The organism is Streptosporangium roseum DSM 43021 (assembly GCF_000024865.1).
GTDB lineage: Bacteria > Actinomycetota > Actinomycetes > Streptosporangiales > Streptosporangiaceae > Streptosporangium > Streptosporangium roseum.
Genome location: NC_013595.1, coordinates 5549408 through 5563893, shown reverse-complemented (window position 1 = coordinate 5563893; position 14486 = coordinate 5549408). Strand labels below are relative to the sequence as shown.

The window sequence follows — 14486 nt, the reverse complement described above, 5'->3', positions numbered from 1 at the left end:
TCATTACCTCGGGTTCTTGTAGGTCGGGGTCCGATCGCCGAGACGGCGAGCGGCGTAGAGGGTCATGGCCAGGGCCAGCACGCCGAACCCGATCAGCTCGTCGCGCCAGCTGCCGTAGCCGGTCAGCTCCGGGTTGAATGCGGCGACTACCAGCAGCAGGAGGTTGATCCCGGCGAGAGCGGCGGCGATCGACACCCAGCACCGGTGCAGCCGGAACGCCCGGTCAGGGGTCGTGTTCGCCCGCCGCAGCAGCACGTAGCCGCAGAGCGCGACGACGACGGCGATCATGTAGCCGATGTTCGAGGCGAACACGACGCCCAGCAGGTTGCCGATGAACACGACCAGGCCGACGTTGACCAGCAGCCCGGCGGTCATGGCGCGGGCGGGCATGCCCGCGGAGTTGAGGACACCGAGGCTGCGGACGGTCAGTCCCTCGACCGCCATGCCGTGCAGAGCCCGTCCGCTGTCAGCGGTCGCCACCGACATGAGGTTGAGCATGGCCAGGCACAGCACCACCACGGCGAGCCAGCCGGCACCGCCGAACAGGTTCTCGAACATCACGACGGTGAACCCGAGAGGCTCGGCCGTGATGGCTGCCTCGCCCGTCGTGCCCGCGGCGAGCACCGGCATCAGCACGAACACGGCCAGCGCGGCGATGCCCGACGAGATGAGCGCCCGGGGAGCGTCCGAGCGCGGGTTGCGGTACTCCGGGGTGAACGTGGCGGCGATCTCGGTGCCGTAGACGGTCCAGCCCATGAGGAACAGCCACACGCACGCGACCACGAACGGCGACTGGCCGTCGCCGCCGAGGCCCCAGGTCAGCCGGTCCAGGTGCAGGTTCCCGGTGAGGAGCGCCGTCGCGGCGGCCACCGCGAGCACCACCAGCACCAGGGTGTTGACGATCGTGCTCAGCCGGACCGCGGGCCGGATCCCGGCCGTGTTGAGCAGCCACACCAGCACCAGCGCGGCCACCGCGACGGCGTGTGCGCCGCCCAGGTGCAGCGGGCCGACCTCCAGCGTCCCGGCCCGGGGGAACCACTGCGCCTCGATCAGCTCACCGACCACGAGCGCGTTCCCGGCCAGGCCGAATGACCATCCGATCCAGTAACCCGCCGAAGCGAGAGCGCCGAGCGGACGGCTGCGACCGCCCCAGGCGGCCGAGGCGTACAGTGCGATGCCTCCGGGCTTGTCCGGGAACATGGCCGCCATCTCGGCGTACACGAAGTTCTGGCAGATCGCGAGCAGCCCCGATACGGCGAGCAGCGTGACGGCCGCCCACGCGCCGAGTGCGCCGGTCCAGTAGCCGACCAGTGCGAAGGCGCTGGCGGGCAGCGTGATCGCCAGCGAGAACGCGTCCCGCCAGGTCATCACGCGGTGAAAGTGCTGCGGGGGTTTTTCGATGCGGGTAGGAGGTTCGGACATGACGGTTTCCTTCCGTCGCCGTTGCCCAGAAGGCGATCACTCCGGTCCGCGTCTGAGTGGCGGCGGAGAGCTAGCCGCGAAGAAGTTGTGTTGCGGCGTGGTAGGAATCGTCGTCCCCTATTTAAGGGAAGTCAATTCTCATATTTTGTTGCTGACCCATAAGTGTTAGCTTCTACCTATGACGCTGGATGATCTACGAGTGTTCGTCGAGGTCTGCGAGCGGGGCAGCTTCACCGCGGTCGCGCGGGCCCTGTCGTGCAGCCAGTCGGCGGTGAGCCAGCACGTGCGCCGCCTGGAGCGGGAGTTCGGCCTGAGCCTTCTCGAGCGGCGTCCGCGCGGCGTGCTGCCCACGTCGGCCGGGCGGTTGCTGCGTGATGCGGCCGTCGCCGGAGTGGGCCGGATCGACGCGGCGGCGCTACAGCTGCGCGCGCTGGCGGCCGGCGGCGCGGGGGAGGTGCGGGTCAGCTCGGGGGCCGCCACCGTTCGGCACTTCATGCCAGAGGCGATCCTGGAGTTGCGCCGTCGCCACCCTGGCATGCAGCTGACCCTGCGCACGCAGCCGACCAGCCGGGCGTGCCTCGCCGACCTGGCCGCGAACCGCGCCGACATCGCCTTGATCTCCATCAGCGGCCCGATCGCCGACGTCGAGCTGCGTCCGATAGTCGATTTGCAGTGGTCGCTGGCGGTCAATCGCGACGACCCGATGGCGGCGCGGGCGAGTCTGAGCGCGGCCGAGCTCGCCGACATCCCGAACATCGTGCTGCCGGTGTCGTCCAGCTCCCGGGGGCGGCTCGAAGCGGTGTTCGGCGAGGGCGTACTCCCGTCCCAGGCCGTCTCGGACTGGGACACCGCGCTGATGCTCGCCGAGCTGGGGGTGAGCCGAGCCGTCGTGGCGACCGTTCCCAATCCCAATTGGGCGTCGTCGGTTCACCCCGCGCTCCGGCTGGTGCCGATCCCGGAGCTGCCCGGACCGACCGCGGGTTGGGCCGCGCGGTCGTGGGCCGACCTCGAGCCGCCCGCCGTCGAGTTCGCCGAGCTGGTCGCGCGGCAGATGTGCGGTCCGGAGTGACGGGCCGGCCGCCGGCCGGCCTTCCGCTCCGGCAAGCCTCCCGACATCTACCTCGTGGGACTCCATCTACGCGGAGCCATCTTGTGGATCCGAAGCCTTCAGCCCATCTGAAGCTCCGAAGTCCGCACCTGTCCTAAGGCCTGTTCCAGAAATAGATCACATGAGTGATTGACTTCCGGTGTCCTGTCTCGTCGAAGCTGAGGCAATCTCATCGATCACGAGGTGTCTTGCCGTTGTCTCACCGATCTGCGGCCTGATCACTGTCCTGGGTCAGAGAAGCTCATCCAGCAGCCGGTAGTAGTACAACCGCTCTTCCTCGATGTGGTCGACGAGGCCGTAGGCGGAAAGGAACCCCTCCCAGGCCGCCGGGCCATGGTCCTCGGACAAATCCCTGTGGACGATGGCGAGGTCGCGGTACCGGTCGGCCACACCCAGCGCCGGGACATCGATGACCACGGGCTCTCCCGAGGCAGGCAGCAGCACGTTGGAGGGGGTGTAGTCCCCGTGCGCGACGACGAGGTCCTCGACGCGCGGGCGCGTGACCAGCAGCCGTTCGTAGATCGCCTCAGGGGTCAGCCCGACATGGTCGGTGTCGAAGTCGTCCGGGTCCACGAGGCCGTCGCGGACATTGGCGCCGGCGCGTTCGAGAACCGCCGGCAGTCGGCCGTCGAAGGGGCACTCGGTGATGGGCAACTCGTGCAGCATGCGCAGCGTCCGGCCCAGCACGGCGCCTACGTCGGCGGGCGCGGCGGCTTCCAGGGACGGAGCGCCTACGTCGGCAAGAACGAGAGCGGGGTCTTCGAAGGCGACCACCTCGGGGATGGGGACGCGTCCGTGAAGCCAGCGCAGGCGCAAGTGCTCGGCTCTGGCGAGGGGTCCGTGCTTGACGTAGAAGACCTTCGATCCCGAGATGACCCGCAGGGCCGTACCACTGGCTCCTTCGTGATCAGTCGACCAGGAGGCGTCCTGCTCGATCAGCTGGCGAAGTTGTTCTGGGAGCTGCATAGATCACATTCTGATCCAGTCTGATGCATCGCAGGTGCTTCACACCATGCCTCAGGTTCAACGAGACAGGACTTCTGGGATGGTCTTTGGGTGGTTCGTGGGGATTTGACCGCCGCGCAGTGGGCGGTCCTGGAGCTGTTGCTGCCGGTCGGGAAGAAGCCGGGCAGGCCGCCGAAGTGGACGAAACGGCAGCTCATCGGTGGGATTCGGTGGCGGACACGGAAGGGTGCGCCGTGGCGGGACGTGCCCGTCCGGTATGGCGAGTGGGAGAGGGCGTACGGGCTGTTCCGGCGTTGGCAGCGGGACGGCACCTGGGCGCGGATCTTGAAGAAGTTGCAGGCCAGAGTGGATGCCAAGGGCCTGATCATCTGGGAGGTGAGCGTGGATTCCACGGGCACCCGCGCGTACCGGCACGCCGCTGGTACGCGTAAAAGGGGGAGCTGCAGGTAGAGCCTCCCGGCGGCGTCGACGTCGAACGCGCCGACCACGGGCTGGGCCGCTCTCGGGGTGGGCTGACCACCAAGCTGCATCTGGCCGTCGAGCAGGGCCAGAAGCTGTTATCGCTGATTATCACTGCCGGTCAACGTGGGGATTCTTCCCAGTTCCAGCCCGTGCTGGAACGGATCGGTGTGCCCCGGCTGGGGCCGGGACGCCCGCGCGTGCGTCCCGACAAGGTCCGTGCCGACAAGGCGTACGGCTCCCGCGCCAACCGCGCCTACCTGCGCAGGCGCGGCATCGCGTGCACGATCCCGGAGAAGGCCGATCAGGTCCGCCACCGCAAGAACCGGGGCAGCCGAGGCGGTCGACCGCCCACGTTCTGCACGATCGACTACCGTGACCGTTACGCCGTGGAATGCGGCATCAACCGGATCAAAGGCCACCGGGCCGTCGCGACCAGGTACGACAAGCTCGCCGTCCGATACGAGGCCACCGTGACCATCGCCGCTATCAACGAGTGGCTGTGATCCACTTCTGAAACAGGCTCTAGCGCCCCGATCTGAAACGCCCGGCCCTCGTCCGCTACCAGCGTGTCAGGAAGGCTGAGCGGCGTTGATGCCGTTGACAGCCGGAGCCTCGGGCCGCTTGTTGCTTCCTATCCGACCTTGAGGGCCAGCTTCCCGACGTAGTGATCGTTTAGGGCGCGATGCGCATCCTTGACTCGCTCCATCGGGAAGGTCCGGGCGACGTGGACCTCGAAAGAGCTCGCCTCGATGATCGCGTTCAGCCGATCGGTGGCGGTGCGGCTACGATCGCCGTCGTAGTAGGACACCGTCGCGCCCGGCGGCGTTACGGGCACGGGCCGGACACCGTTCGGCCAGGCGATCCGTCCCGAGCTCTTGATCGCGCGAAGAGATCGTTCGGCGGTCTCGCCTCCCGCGGTGACCAGCGCCGCATCGAGCCCGCCTGGTGCGAACTCGAGCGCCGCGGCCAGCACATCCACTTTGCGTCCGTCGATGGCGTCGTCGGCGCCCAGCCGCCGGGCCAGGGCGACACCGTCGTCACCAGAGGCCACGGCCAACACTCGGATGCCGCTGTGCCGCGCCAGCTGCACGGCCATGTGGCCGATACCCCCGCCGGCCCCGAAGACCATGAGCGTCTCGTCCGGCCGCAGGCCGAGCAGATCGAGGCCGCTCAGTGCAGTCAGGGAATCCCAAGCCATCGCGCCGGCCTGTTCGGTCGGCATCCGGTCGGGCACGCGCGCTACGAACTCCGCCTCAACAACGCCGTACGCGGCGTAGAAGCCGCCACGCCGCACCGGCATCGTCGCAGCGTAGACACGCTCGCCCACGTCGAACCGGGTGACGTTGCGTCCGACCGCAGCCACCGTACCCGCCGCGTCCCAGCCGAGGACATAGGGGAAGGCCGAGGCGACGCCGAAAGCGTCGTCGTAGTCCCCCTCTCGCTCGACCGCGTCCCAGGACGCGACGCCTGCGAACTCCACCCGGATGAGGACGTCGTCGTCGCCGATCTCCGGGAGCGGTATCCGGCGCGGCGAGAGTTCGTCGACTCCGCCGAACCGGTCAAGGACGATCGCGTCCATCTGCGGCACCACGATCGCGCCATCCGCTGTGCTCTCGACTCTGCTGTCCATCGGCTCTCCTCGTTTACTTGAGTGAATCAAGGATTATTGGACCACAGCTATTTGAGGGAATCAAGTAACTGCTCTAAACTGGGAGCCATGGCGCTGCCAAATGGACCCGTAGCCACCTCGTCCGAGGCCGAGGCCGTCCTGTTCGACCTGGTCAACGTATACGACCGCGCCTACGAGGCGGTCGCGGCCGAGCTGTCGCTCAGCTCGGCACAGGCATGTGTGCTCGGGCGACTCGATGAGCGACGCGGTATGGGCGCCTTGGCCGAGGAGCTCGGCTGCGATGCCTCCAACATCACCCAGATCGTCGCGCGTCTCGAAGCGCTCGGCCTCGTGACCCGCGAACCGAATCCCCGGGACCGCCGCGCACGACTCGTCGCGCGAACTTCCCGAGGAGACGAGATCAACCACCGGTTCGCAACAGCCTTCACCTTCGCCCGCACGGCGGTCGGACGACTCTCACCCGACGAACAGGATCAGTTGACGGCGCTGCTGCGCAAAGCACTGGGCTGACACGCGCCCGCAGCCCCACCCAACCAAGGTGGATCCAACGGCTTCATGGGTGCGGGCTGCAGCAGCCTCTGGTTGTTCGCGGTCACTGCGGAGCTCGACGGAGGCATGTTCTGCGACGATGAGCATGCTGTCAGCTGTCACGTCGGCGACGCTACGCCTTCCGCAAGCTCCTCGTCTCCCGCTCTAACCAGGCGCTATGTCTTCGCGGACATCCTCGCCGACCGGCCCTCCAGACCACGGGGAATCGAGGAGAAAGGTCATGCCCCCGCCGCCTACTGTGCCGAGGCCAGAGGCACGGCTGTCCCTTTCTCCCGTACTTGGTCTGCCCCCTAGTGCTTCGTTCCTTAAAGCAGGTAGACGAACTTATGCCGGAGGATTCGGGGCTGCGGGGATGGCCGTCCCCAGATCCAGGGCTGGGCGTGGGCGTTGAGTTGGGCGGTGGCGAGGGCGACCGCGTAGGCGATCTCGGTGGCGTCGGCGAAGGTCTGCCCGGCGAACGCGGCCCGGCGCAGTAGTCGCCACCAGCCCTCGGCCAGGTTCAGCCAGCAGGCCCTGACCGGGATGAACACCTGGCGGATCCGCGGATGACGGGCCAGCCATTGCCGGACCCGCCAGCTGAAATGGCTGGACAGATTGTCGGTGATGACGACGATCGGGCCACGCCGGTTGGCGGTGGCGATCTGCTGAAGCAGCTGGATCCAGCCGTCGCTGTTGCGCGAGGGCGCGCAGAAGGTGAGCTCGGTGCCGTCGCGGATGCGCAGCGCGCCGTAGACCCAGGTCTTGTCGGTGCCGCGTGAATACTCCGGCCGGTCCTTGATCCGATGCCCGCCGACCGACCAGCCGGGTGCGGGCGGGAAGGTGCGCGGGGTCACCGGTCCCAGCTCGTCGGCGCAGATCACCGTGGTGCCGGGCGGCGGGTGGGTGTAGAGGCCGATGATTTCGGCCCTTTTGGGGTGAACTGCGGATCGGTCGATTCGCTCCAGGAGCGGGTGTGCCGCCAGCGGACCTTCTCTGTGAGTAGGATCCGGCGGACCTGGCTGCGGGCGATGACGATGCCCTGCGCGCGGGCGGCGGCGGTCAGGCTGTCCAGAGTCCACTGCGCGGGACCGCTCTCGTCGTCGGCGACCAGGTCGCCAGCCCCTTCGCGAACCGGTCGTCCGGGCGGGGCCGAGCGCGCCAGGGCGATGACACACCCGCGTTCGATCTCGGTGAGCCGGGGTTTACGGCCCGCCCCGGGCCGATCGCCGAGCCCGGCCAGGCCTTCGGCGTTGAAGCGCTCGATCCGCTCGCGCACGGTCTGCATGTGACAGCCCAGCCTGGCCGCGATGGCGCTGGTGCGCTGCCCCTGCCAGCTGAAGGCGATCATCTGCGCCCGCGTGATCCAGTCGGCCGGGGCATGGCGGGCCCCGGCCAGTTTGCGGATCTGCCGCTCTTCTTCGGCGTCCGCCGGCGGACGCGCGTACAGCAGTTTCGGCATGACAATACCCCTGAGACCATCATCTCCCCAGGTCGGCGGGCAGGGATGTACGGCCGCATTCAGGAACGTCGCCCTAGTACGGCTGCCGCCACCGTTCCGTCCGGCTGTCCCAGCGGGAGCCGGGCGGAGGGAGATCCTTGTCCCGCCGCGACGGGTGGCTGTCGCCGAGCCACAGCCACCAGAGGTAGGTTCCAAACAGCGGGACGGCCAGCAGGAGCAGCAGGAACTTCCAGCCCCCCGGCACGAAGAACAACACCGCCAGAGCGGCCGCCAAACCTAAGGCGATCTTCTTCCAGAGCGACATCCGACCTCCTGAAGTGGGGGAGAGGATATCGTCCCCGGTGCTTGCGGACGAGTCCACCCGTGGCTCCAGGATCAGGGCCGCCGCACGACACCTACGCCCGACCGGCAGAGGACCCCCACGTTCGCGGCCGGTGGCATGAGCCCTGGCGCGGCACGAGGCGGACCGCCTCCGTCCCGACGCCCGGATTCACCGGGACGGGCCGTGCAGCCATATCTCGTTGAGCGCGCCCAGCCCCAGTAGCGCGATCCCGGGCAGCGCCTGGAGGAACGCGCGGCTGAGTATCGTGCGCAGGACGATCCCCATCAGGAAGATCAGCGAAGACCACTGGTGGAGCTGCCGTATGAACAGGCCGCCGCGCACTTCGAAGCTGAGCTGCAGCGCCGAGGCGTAGGCCCCGCTCATCTCGATGCCGGGCAGTGGCCCATAGGGGCCGTCGTAGACCACCCGGCCGCTCGGTGTGTAGAAGAACGCGAGGAAGGCGCCGGTGAGCAGAACAATCACGGAACAGCAGACGAGCATCGCGTTCACCAGCGTCTTCTCGATCCTCATCGGGTGTATTCCACCAAATATCAGGACGCAACGATCTCGTTTCGGGGAAGCCGAAGGGAGGGATATGACACCGATCCCGGGGAAATTCCTTCATTGCTACCGGGCCCCCTTGAGATGGCGGGCCGTATTCTTCGTGATCACGTCGCTGCCCGGAGGGGGCGCTACCGTGAGCCCATGTCACACACTTCCGCGCTCCTCGTCATCGACATGCAGAACGCCCCGGTGGCCATCGCCTACCGGGCCGCCGAGACCGTCGCCGTGATCGCCGGATTGCGTGAACGGGCCAGAGTCGCCGGCGTACCGGTGGTAATGATTCAAGACCAGGGCGCCGGGATGGAAGCCGGGACCGAGGGCTGGCGGATCGTGCCCGAACTCGCGCCCGCCGCCGACGAGGCTGTCGTCCACAAGGCCAGCCCGGACAGCTTCCTGGACACCGATCTCGACAAGGTCCTGAAGGTGCTGGGAGTCACCGAGGTGGTCGTCACCGGGTTCGCGACCGAGATCTGTGTGGACACCACGGCGCGGCAGGCGCTGAGCCACCGGTACGACCTGGTGCTGGTCGCCGACGGGCACACCACGTCCGTCCGGCTCGACGGTGGCGAGTACGCCTCGCCGGGGCAGTCGATCGCGCACCACAACGAGATCTTCCGGAACATCGACTTCCCCGGGCGGAGCATCCGGGTGCTGCCCGCGTCCGAAGTGGTCTTCGCTGCGGCCGAGAACCTGTCCAGGTAGGTGGGTGCTCAATGGGCGGCGGTTCAGGTGTCCGTCCCAGCGGAGTCGCCGTAGTGCTCGTAGTGAAAACAACGGACACTCGCTGACCTGGGGCGATTCCGTGACTACTCGGTGGGCAGTACGGGCGCGGTCGTCGTCTCAGCGAGGGCGGTCCGACCGCCGCCCTTCAGTTCGGGGACGTATTTGTAGATCGTATCCCTGGAGACCCCCAGCGCCTTGGCGGTCGAGTCAACGGTGTTGTCCGGGCGGCTGAGCAGGTCGCGGGCGTGGCGGACCTGTCCGTCGGTCATGGCCGGCGGACGGCCGGGCCGGGCGCTGCGGGCGTGAACCCCTTCTGATCGATCTTGCTCGTCAATCGGTTGATAAATGAGCGGCGACCGTTTCGTGGGAAAACGGTTCGGTTCGGCTCACACGCTGCGGGCGCGGGGGGCGAGCAGGGCGCCCAGGATGCACGGTACGAGCAGCAGACCGAATGCGGCGCCGTAGCCGACGGTTGTCGGTCGAGCCCGCGGCCAGGCAGGCGTTGATCAGGGCAGAGGAGACGCCCAGCACTATGTAGGCCCGGCCGAGGGCGGTGTTGATCGCCACCGCGACCATCCCGCCCGCCGGCCCGTCCAGGAAGCGCCCGGCCGCCAGCTGCCAGATCGACGTGCTGGCGCCCGAGACCAGCAGGGTGATTACCGCCAGCACCATGCCCGCCGCCAGCGGACGCTGTGCACCAGCACGGTCTGCCCGATGACCGCCCAGCACTCCACCAAGCAGACTCGCGGCTCTGTCCCGTAATTCGATTGGGCGGATTTGGTGGATTTGTTAGGTTGCCCGGATGCCTTCTCAGCGCTCCCTACTGCCGCGCTCGACACCGGCCGCCTCGGGGATGTCGTCCCGTTCGATCGCCGCGCTGCTGGACCGGCTCGAAGCACGATCCGTCGAGTGTCACTCCATCATGGTCGTACGCCACGGTCACGTCGTCGCCGAAGGCTGGTGGGCGCCGTACTCGGCCGAACGCCCGCACCTTCTCTACTCGCTGACCAAGTCGTTCACCTCGGTCGCCGTGGGGCTCGCGATCACCGACGGGCTGCTCTCGCTGGACGATCGGGTGGTGGACGTGTTGCCCGACCACGTTCCGGCCGACATCTCGGAGCAGGGACGCCGCCTCACCGTGCACCACCTGCTGTCCATGACAGCCGGACACCGCACGGACAGCCTTGCCGAGGCCTGGCGACTGGAACCGGGCGACCTGGTGAAGGGCTTCCTGCGCGTACCGTTTCCCGAGGCCGAGGTAACACGGCACGCCTACGACAATCCGACCACCTTCCTCCTGGCCCGGATGGTGGAACGGGTCACGGGCCGCGGCCTCCCGGAACTGCTCGACGAGCGCCTCTTCAAGCCGATGGGCCTCGACCACGCCGAATGGGATCGGGTGGCGAGCGGTGCCGCCTTCGGATTCCACGGACTGCACCTCACGACCGAGGCCGTCGCCGCTTTCGGTGAACTGCTGCTGCGCGGAGGCCTGTGGGGCGACCGGCGGCTCGTCCCGCGCGAATGGGTGGAGCTCGCGACCAGACGGCACATCGACACCCTGCGATTCGAGGACGGATCGGGGGACGCCGACTACCTTTGCGGTTACGGTTACCAGTTCTGGATGTCGCGTCACGGTTACCACGGTGACGGCTCCTTCGGCCAGCAATGCGTGGTCGTCCCGTCGCACGATCTCGTGGTCGCCGTGACCGGCGCCCATACGCAGGCACAGGCGATGCTCGACGCGATATGGGAGTGCCTGCTGCCCGGCATGGACCACGCGGGAAGCACCCGGGACGACGAGATCCTCGCCGATCGGCTGCGGCGGCTGTCATTCGCGCCGGTGCCGGGTTCGGCCGCCCCGGAGCGTTCCGTCAAGGCGAGACTCGACGCCTCCGCCGAGGATTCGGCTCTGCCCGACGGAACCACGGTGATCGTTGATCCCGTGGACGGTGGATGGCTCCTGCGACTCGGGGCGTCCCTCAACGTCGAGGTCGGCCACGGCGAATGGCGGGAAAGCTCACCGCTCGGCCGCCCTGTCGTCGCGGCCGGCGCCTGGCAGGGCGACACGTTCGTCGCCGAGATTTACGTCATCACCACCCCGCACCGGGTCCGGCTGGTGGTCGACGCCGACGCGGGGACGGCGGTGGCGACGTGGAGCACCGTGCCCCTGACCGGCCCCGGTCTGGCGTTGCATTTGCGGTCGCCGCTGATGACACGGCCCGACGTCGCGTAGGTGATGTCGGCTGGGCGCGCAGGTGTTGGCTACGGGATGGGGTCTGAGGAACCTCGGAACCGGATCGTGCGCCAAGCCATGTCCGCGCAGGTCCTTGCTATGCGTTTTCGCGGCGAGCCCCTTCGGGCGCGATTGACCGCAGATACCTGCCGAGTGTCTGCGGCTTCTGGCCTCGCACTCCCCGTGGAGGCATGGACGGGAACCTTCGGGGATGGCTGACTCCGCATGGCTGTCTGCGACAAGGATCTCGGTTTTCCGTGCGAGCGATCACGCAGAGTACAGCCGCACGACTCGGCTCCGATGTTCCTCAGCCCCCGGGCCGTAACGGTGACGGCCGGCCGTTCTGCTCGGCCTCTTCCAGCGCCGCCTTGAGGTCAGCGACATGCATGCGATAAGCACATGTGCGGATCACATGGATTATTTTTCGCGTGGCGGGTGAATCCTCCGGCGGGTCCGGCGCCTCTCTTATGTGTTCCGTCATCGATGGATGAGAGAGGTTGTCATGATCGTTGCTGTGGGCGTCGCAGTCGCCGCCGTCCTCGTCTGCACCTGTAGCGTGATCGTGCTGCGGCGGAGGAGGCGTACACGTGGCTGAGACGACGACCTGGCCGGACGAGGCGCTGATCGCGGCGGCCCGGGACGGCGATGCCGAGTCGATCGCCGCCCTGGTGTCGGGTGCGCACCCGCACGTACGGCACTTCGCCCGCCACCTGTGCGCCACGCCGGAGGAGGCCGAGGACGCGGCGCAGGAGGCGTTGATCGTCCTCTGTCGCAAGATCGGCACGCTGCGCGCCACCGGCGCCCTGGTGCCGTGGATGTTCCGGATCATCCGCAACGAATGCGTACGCCAGGCCAGGCTGGCACTGCGGCCACCGCCTCCCCTCCACGGCGCCGCCGTACGGTCTGCGGAGGACGAGATGTTCCAGCGGCTGGAGGCGGCCCGGGTGGCGGAAGCCATCGCGGCGCTGCCCGCCGACCAGCGGCAGGTGCTGATCATGCGGGACGTCCAGGGCCTCGGCGGCCGGACGGCCGCCGACGCGCTGGGCCTGACCGTGGCGGCGACGAAGTCCCGCCTGTACCGCGCCCGCGCGGCTGTGCAGGACCGGCTGGGCGAGGGGGCGCGCGATGTCTGACGGACACGAGTTCGCCAGCGCGTCGCTGCCCCGGCACCTGGCGCGTGGTGTGGTGGGGTTCGGGGCGCTGATCGGCTCGTTCGCGCTGATCCCGGCGATCGGGCCGGTCAGCCTGGTGCTGGCGCCGGTGGCGTTCCTGGCCTTCCGCGGGTGCCCGACGTGCTGGCTGATCGGCCTGGCGCAGACCGTCTCGATGGGACGGCTGCGGCGGTCGTGCTCGGACGGCGTATGCGAGCTGCATGTCGCAGCCCACCCGGAACCGAATGGTCTGCGGCGTTAGCCGGCCGACGCGGGTGGTGTGGCTCCGGCCATGTCCCGGCTGAGGCCGCGCCCGTACGCGTCGGCCCTGCCTCATCGGGCGCAGATCTCCCGATGAGGCAGGGCTCGCCACCGGGGCCTCAACGCCACGCGTGACGGATCTTCAACCGTCCCATTCCCATGGTCCCGGATATGCGGATCGTCGGCCCGCCGGGGTGGGAGCGCCGCCGGGGCTTGTAGAGCGTGTCCTTCCACCCGGTGTGCAGATGCTCGAGGTCGACGGTCGCGTCGCGAGGCACCGTGATGGTGGCCCTGCCGATGCCGAGTTGCACCTCGATGTCGATGACCGGGTGCTCGATGACCGCCCGGGACAGGTCCAGGCGCACCCGTCCGAGTGCGGATTCGACCTTGAGGACCCGCGGGACCCGCCATGCGCCGCGCCGCCGGATCCGTCCGCTGACGGCGGCGATCGTGGACATGGTGCCCGCATTCTCGCCCGGAAGAGAGGCCAGCGCCTGCGCGAGCTCGCTGTGCGTCTCGGCGGTGAGCACCTGGTGGAGGCGTTGGTCCATCACCTCGTGTTCGATGTGCCCTTCGGCGTATGCCTCCTGCAGGCGCGTCACGGCCGTGTCGCGGTCGTGTTCGTTGACCAGTAGCGGCGGGTTTTCAGGCCCGCCGGCCCGGGTGTTCACCGTTCCGTCACGATCCCTCCACTGGGTAAGTTGTACGCGGTTATGGCGGCCAGGCTAAGCTGCTGGGTACTATGTACGCAAGTAGAGGGTGGAACGGTGACGGGCGCCGAGTGCGGGAGCATCTGGATGCGGCCCGAGCCGCGACAACCTGGTCGAGCTCATGGCCGACCGGCTGCAGGGCGAGATCGACGTCACGGGCATGCCCTCGGGCGACTGGCGCGCCGACCTGACCCGCTACGCCGACGGGCTGCGGGCCATGTGGCTGAGGCACCCGTGGATCATCACCGTGCACCGGGCACTCCGGCCCCAACCAGCTGCTGCTGATCGAACGAGTGATGGGCCCCCTGGCCGTCCACATCTCCATCGACGAGAACCTCCGCCTCACGGCGCCATGCCGAACAGCTATGTCGAGGGCACCGTCCGCGAGGAGATCGGCTCGGCCGAGGAAGTCCGCCGCGGCGGGCTCAGCGAGTCGGAGTGGATGGCGTGGAGCTACCCGCGCATCCAGCAGTTGGTGAACAGCGGGAGTACCCGATCTTCACCAAGATCGTGATGGAGTCGCGCCGGCCGCGCCTGAGCCGCGACGACCAGTTCCGGTACGCACTGGAGCGCGTCCTCGACTATATTGCCGCGACCCTTCCGCGGGCGGCCGAGCCTCCGGCAGGAGGCCATCTGGCGCACCCCCGGTCGCGCAGCCCGACCTGCCTGGCGCCCCTTGTGACGGAACACCCGCCATGGCGGCCGGCGAGACGCCCCGCCGGTGACGAAACTCCGGACGATCTCACCTTGGCCCCCGGCTGCACTGTTGCGGCGATGCCATCCCCAAACCGTCACCGGACGGTCCCTCCAAGACTCAAACGAGAACGTTCCCCCAGATCGGAAGACACGCATCTGGCGACGCCCCACTCCGCCGACCCGGCTACCTTTCCCCGACAAGAGTCGTTGACCTGCGAGTTTCCGTTCGTTTGAGGCTGATGGCGCGATCC

General features: G+C 68.3%; 17 protein-coding genes and 1 pseudogene. 8 read left to right on the top strand and 10 right to left on the bottom strand.

Going from position 1 to position 14486, the window contains the following annotated elements:
* Positions 1–3: 3 nt before the first annotated feature.
* Positions 4–1422, bottom strand: coding sequence for an APC family permease (locus tag SROS_RS24355; protein ID WP_012891568.1), 1419 nt, complete (start codon positions 1420–1422; stop codon positions 4–6).
* A 178-nt stretch (positions 1423–1600) separates the two neighbouring features.
* Here SROS_RS24355 and SROS_RS24350 point away from each other — a divergent pair, with 178 nt between their 5' ends.
* Positions 1601–2491, top strand: coding sequence for a LysR family transcriptional regulator (locus SROS_RS24350; protein WP_012891567.1), 891 nt, complete (start codon positions 1601–1603; stop codon positions 2489–2491).
* Between the two features lie 270 nt (positions 2492–2761).
* Here the strand turns inward: SROS_RS24350 and SROS_RS24345 are convergent, their stop codons facing one another.
* Complete coding sequence (locus tag SROS_RS24345; RefSeq protein ID WP_012891566.1) at positions 2762–3496, bottom strand: aminoglycoside 3'-phosphotransferase; 735 nt, start codon at positions 3494–3496, stop codon at positions 2762–2764.
* 27 nt (positions 3497–3523) lie between these two features.
* Here SROS_RS24345 and SROS_RS47790 point away from each other — a divergent pair.
* Positions 3524–4461: pseudogene (locus tag SROS_RS47790) on the top strand (IS5 family transposase).
* 128 nt (positions 4462–4589) lie between these two features.
* Here SROS_RS47790 and SROS_RS24330 read toward each other — a convergent pair.
* Positions 4590–5588: a quinone oxidoreductase family protein gene (locus tag SROS_RS24330; protein ID WP_148269188.1), complete on the bottom strand. Its 999-nt coding sequence runs from the start codon at positions 5586–5588 to the stop codon at positions 4590–4592.
* 87 nt (positions 5589–5675) lie between these two features.
* On the opposite strand from SROS_RS24330, the gene SROS_RS24325 reads away from it, so the two are divergent.
* On the top strand, positions 5676–6098 hold the full coding sequence (locus tag SROS_RS24325) for a MarR family winged helix-turn-helix transcriptional regulator (RefSeq protein ID WP_012891564.1): 423 nt from the start codon (positions 5676–5678) through the stop codon (positions 6096–6098).
* 344 nt (positions 6099–6442) lie between these two features.
* On the opposite strand, the gene SROS_RS24320 is transcribed toward SROS_RS24325, so the two are convergent.
* From SROS_RS24320 to SROS_RS24305, 4 genes are all read right to left on the bottom strand, one after another.
* Positions 6443–6997 carry a transposase gene (locus SROS_RS24320; protein ID WP_012891563.1) on the bottom strand — a complete coding sequence of 185 codons (555 nt, stop codon included), beginning with the start codon at positions 6995–6997 and terminating at the stop codon, positions 6443–6445.
* Entirely contained in the window at positions 6994–7575 is a 582-nt protein-coding gene (locus SROS_RS24315; RefSeq protein WP_012887023.1) for a helix-turn-helix domain-containing protein, read from the bottom strand. The genes SROS_RS24320 and SROS_RS24315 overlap by 4 nt, the downstream gene beginning before the upstream one ends.
* 73 nt (positions 7576–7648) lie before the next feature.
* Positions 7649–7879, bottom strand: coding sequence for a hypothetical protein (locus SROS_RS24310; RefSeq protein ID WP_012891562.1), 231 nt, complete (start codon positions 7877–7879; stop codon positions 7649–7651).
* A 186-nt stretch (positions 7880–8065) separates the two neighbouring features.
* Positions 8066–8428, bottom strand: coding sequence for a DUF4405 domain-containing protein (locus tag SROS_RS24305; protein WP_012891561.1), 363 nt, complete (start codon positions 8426–8428; stop codon positions 8066–8068).
* A gap of 174 nt (positions 8429–8602) precedes the next feature.
* On the opposite strand from SROS_RS24305, the gene SROS_RS24300 reads away from it, so the two are divergent.
* Positions 8603–9163, top strand: coding sequence for a cysteine hydrolase family protein (locus SROS_RS24300; protein ID WP_012891560.1), 561 nt, complete (start codon positions 8603–8605; stop codon positions 9161–9163).
* A 104-nt stretch (positions 9164–9267) separates the two neighbouring features.
* Here the strand turns inward: SROS_RS24300 and SROS_RS24295 are convergent, their stop codons facing one another.
* Positions 9268–9519, bottom strand: a complete 252-nt coding sequence (locus SROS_RS24295; RefSeq protein WP_281048038.1) for a helix-turn-helix domain-containing protein — start codon at positions 9517–9519, stop codon at positions 9268–9270.
* Positions 9515–9856 carry a hypothetical protein gene (locus SROS_RS52320; RefSeq protein WP_218919688.1) on the bottom strand — a complete coding sequence of 114 codons (342 nt, stop codon included), beginning with the start codon at positions 9854–9856 and terminating at the stop codon, positions 9515–9517. The genes SROS_RS24295 and SROS_RS52320 overlap by 5 nt, the downstream gene beginning before the upstream one ends.
* Before the next feature lie 130 nt (positions 9857–9986).
* On the opposite strand from SROS_RS52320, the gene SROS_RS24290 reads away from it, so the two are divergent.
* The 3 genes from SROS_RS24290 to SROS_RS24280 all read left to right on the top strand — a co-directional run bounded on the left by SROS_RS24290 (position 9987) and on the right by SROS_RS24280 (position 12830).
* Positions 9987–11417, top strand: coding sequence for a serine hydrolase domain-containing protein (locus SROS_RS24290; protein WP_012891559.1), 1431 nt, complete (start codon positions 9987–9989; stop codon positions 11415–11417).
* Positions 11418–12004: 587 nt separating this feature from the next.
* A complete protein-coding gene (locus SROS_RS24285) occupies positions 12005–12550 on the top strand; it encodes an RNA polymerase sigma factor (RefSeq protein ID WP_012891558.1) in 546 nt (181 codons plus the stop codon).
* Positions 12543–12830: a hypothetical protein gene (locus tag SROS_RS24280; protein WP_012891557.1), complete on the top strand. Its 288-nt coding sequence runs from the start codon at positions 12543–12545 to the stop codon at positions 12828–12830. The genes SROS_RS24285 and SROS_RS24280 overlap by 8 nt, the downstream gene beginning before the upstream one ends.
* A gap of 118 nt (positions 12831–12948) precedes the next feature.
* Here SROS_RS24280 and SROS_RS24275 read toward each other — a convergent pair whose 3' ends face one another.
* Entirely contained in the window at positions 12949–13500 is a 552-nt protein-coding gene (locus tag SROS_RS24275; RefSeq protein ID WP_012891556.1) for a DUF1707 SHOCT-like domain-containing protein, read from the bottom strand.
* Positions 13501–13660: 160 nt separating this feature from the next.
* On the opposite strand from SROS_RS24275, the gene SROS_RS24270 reads away from it, so the two are divergent.
* Positions 13661–14053, top strand: coding sequence for a TetR/AcrR family transcriptional regulator C-terminal domain-containing protein (locus SROS_RS24270; RefSeq protein ID WP_245564244.1), 393 nt, complete (start codon positions 13661–13663; stop codon positions 14051–14053).
* Positions 14054–14486: the final 433 nt, after the last annotated feature.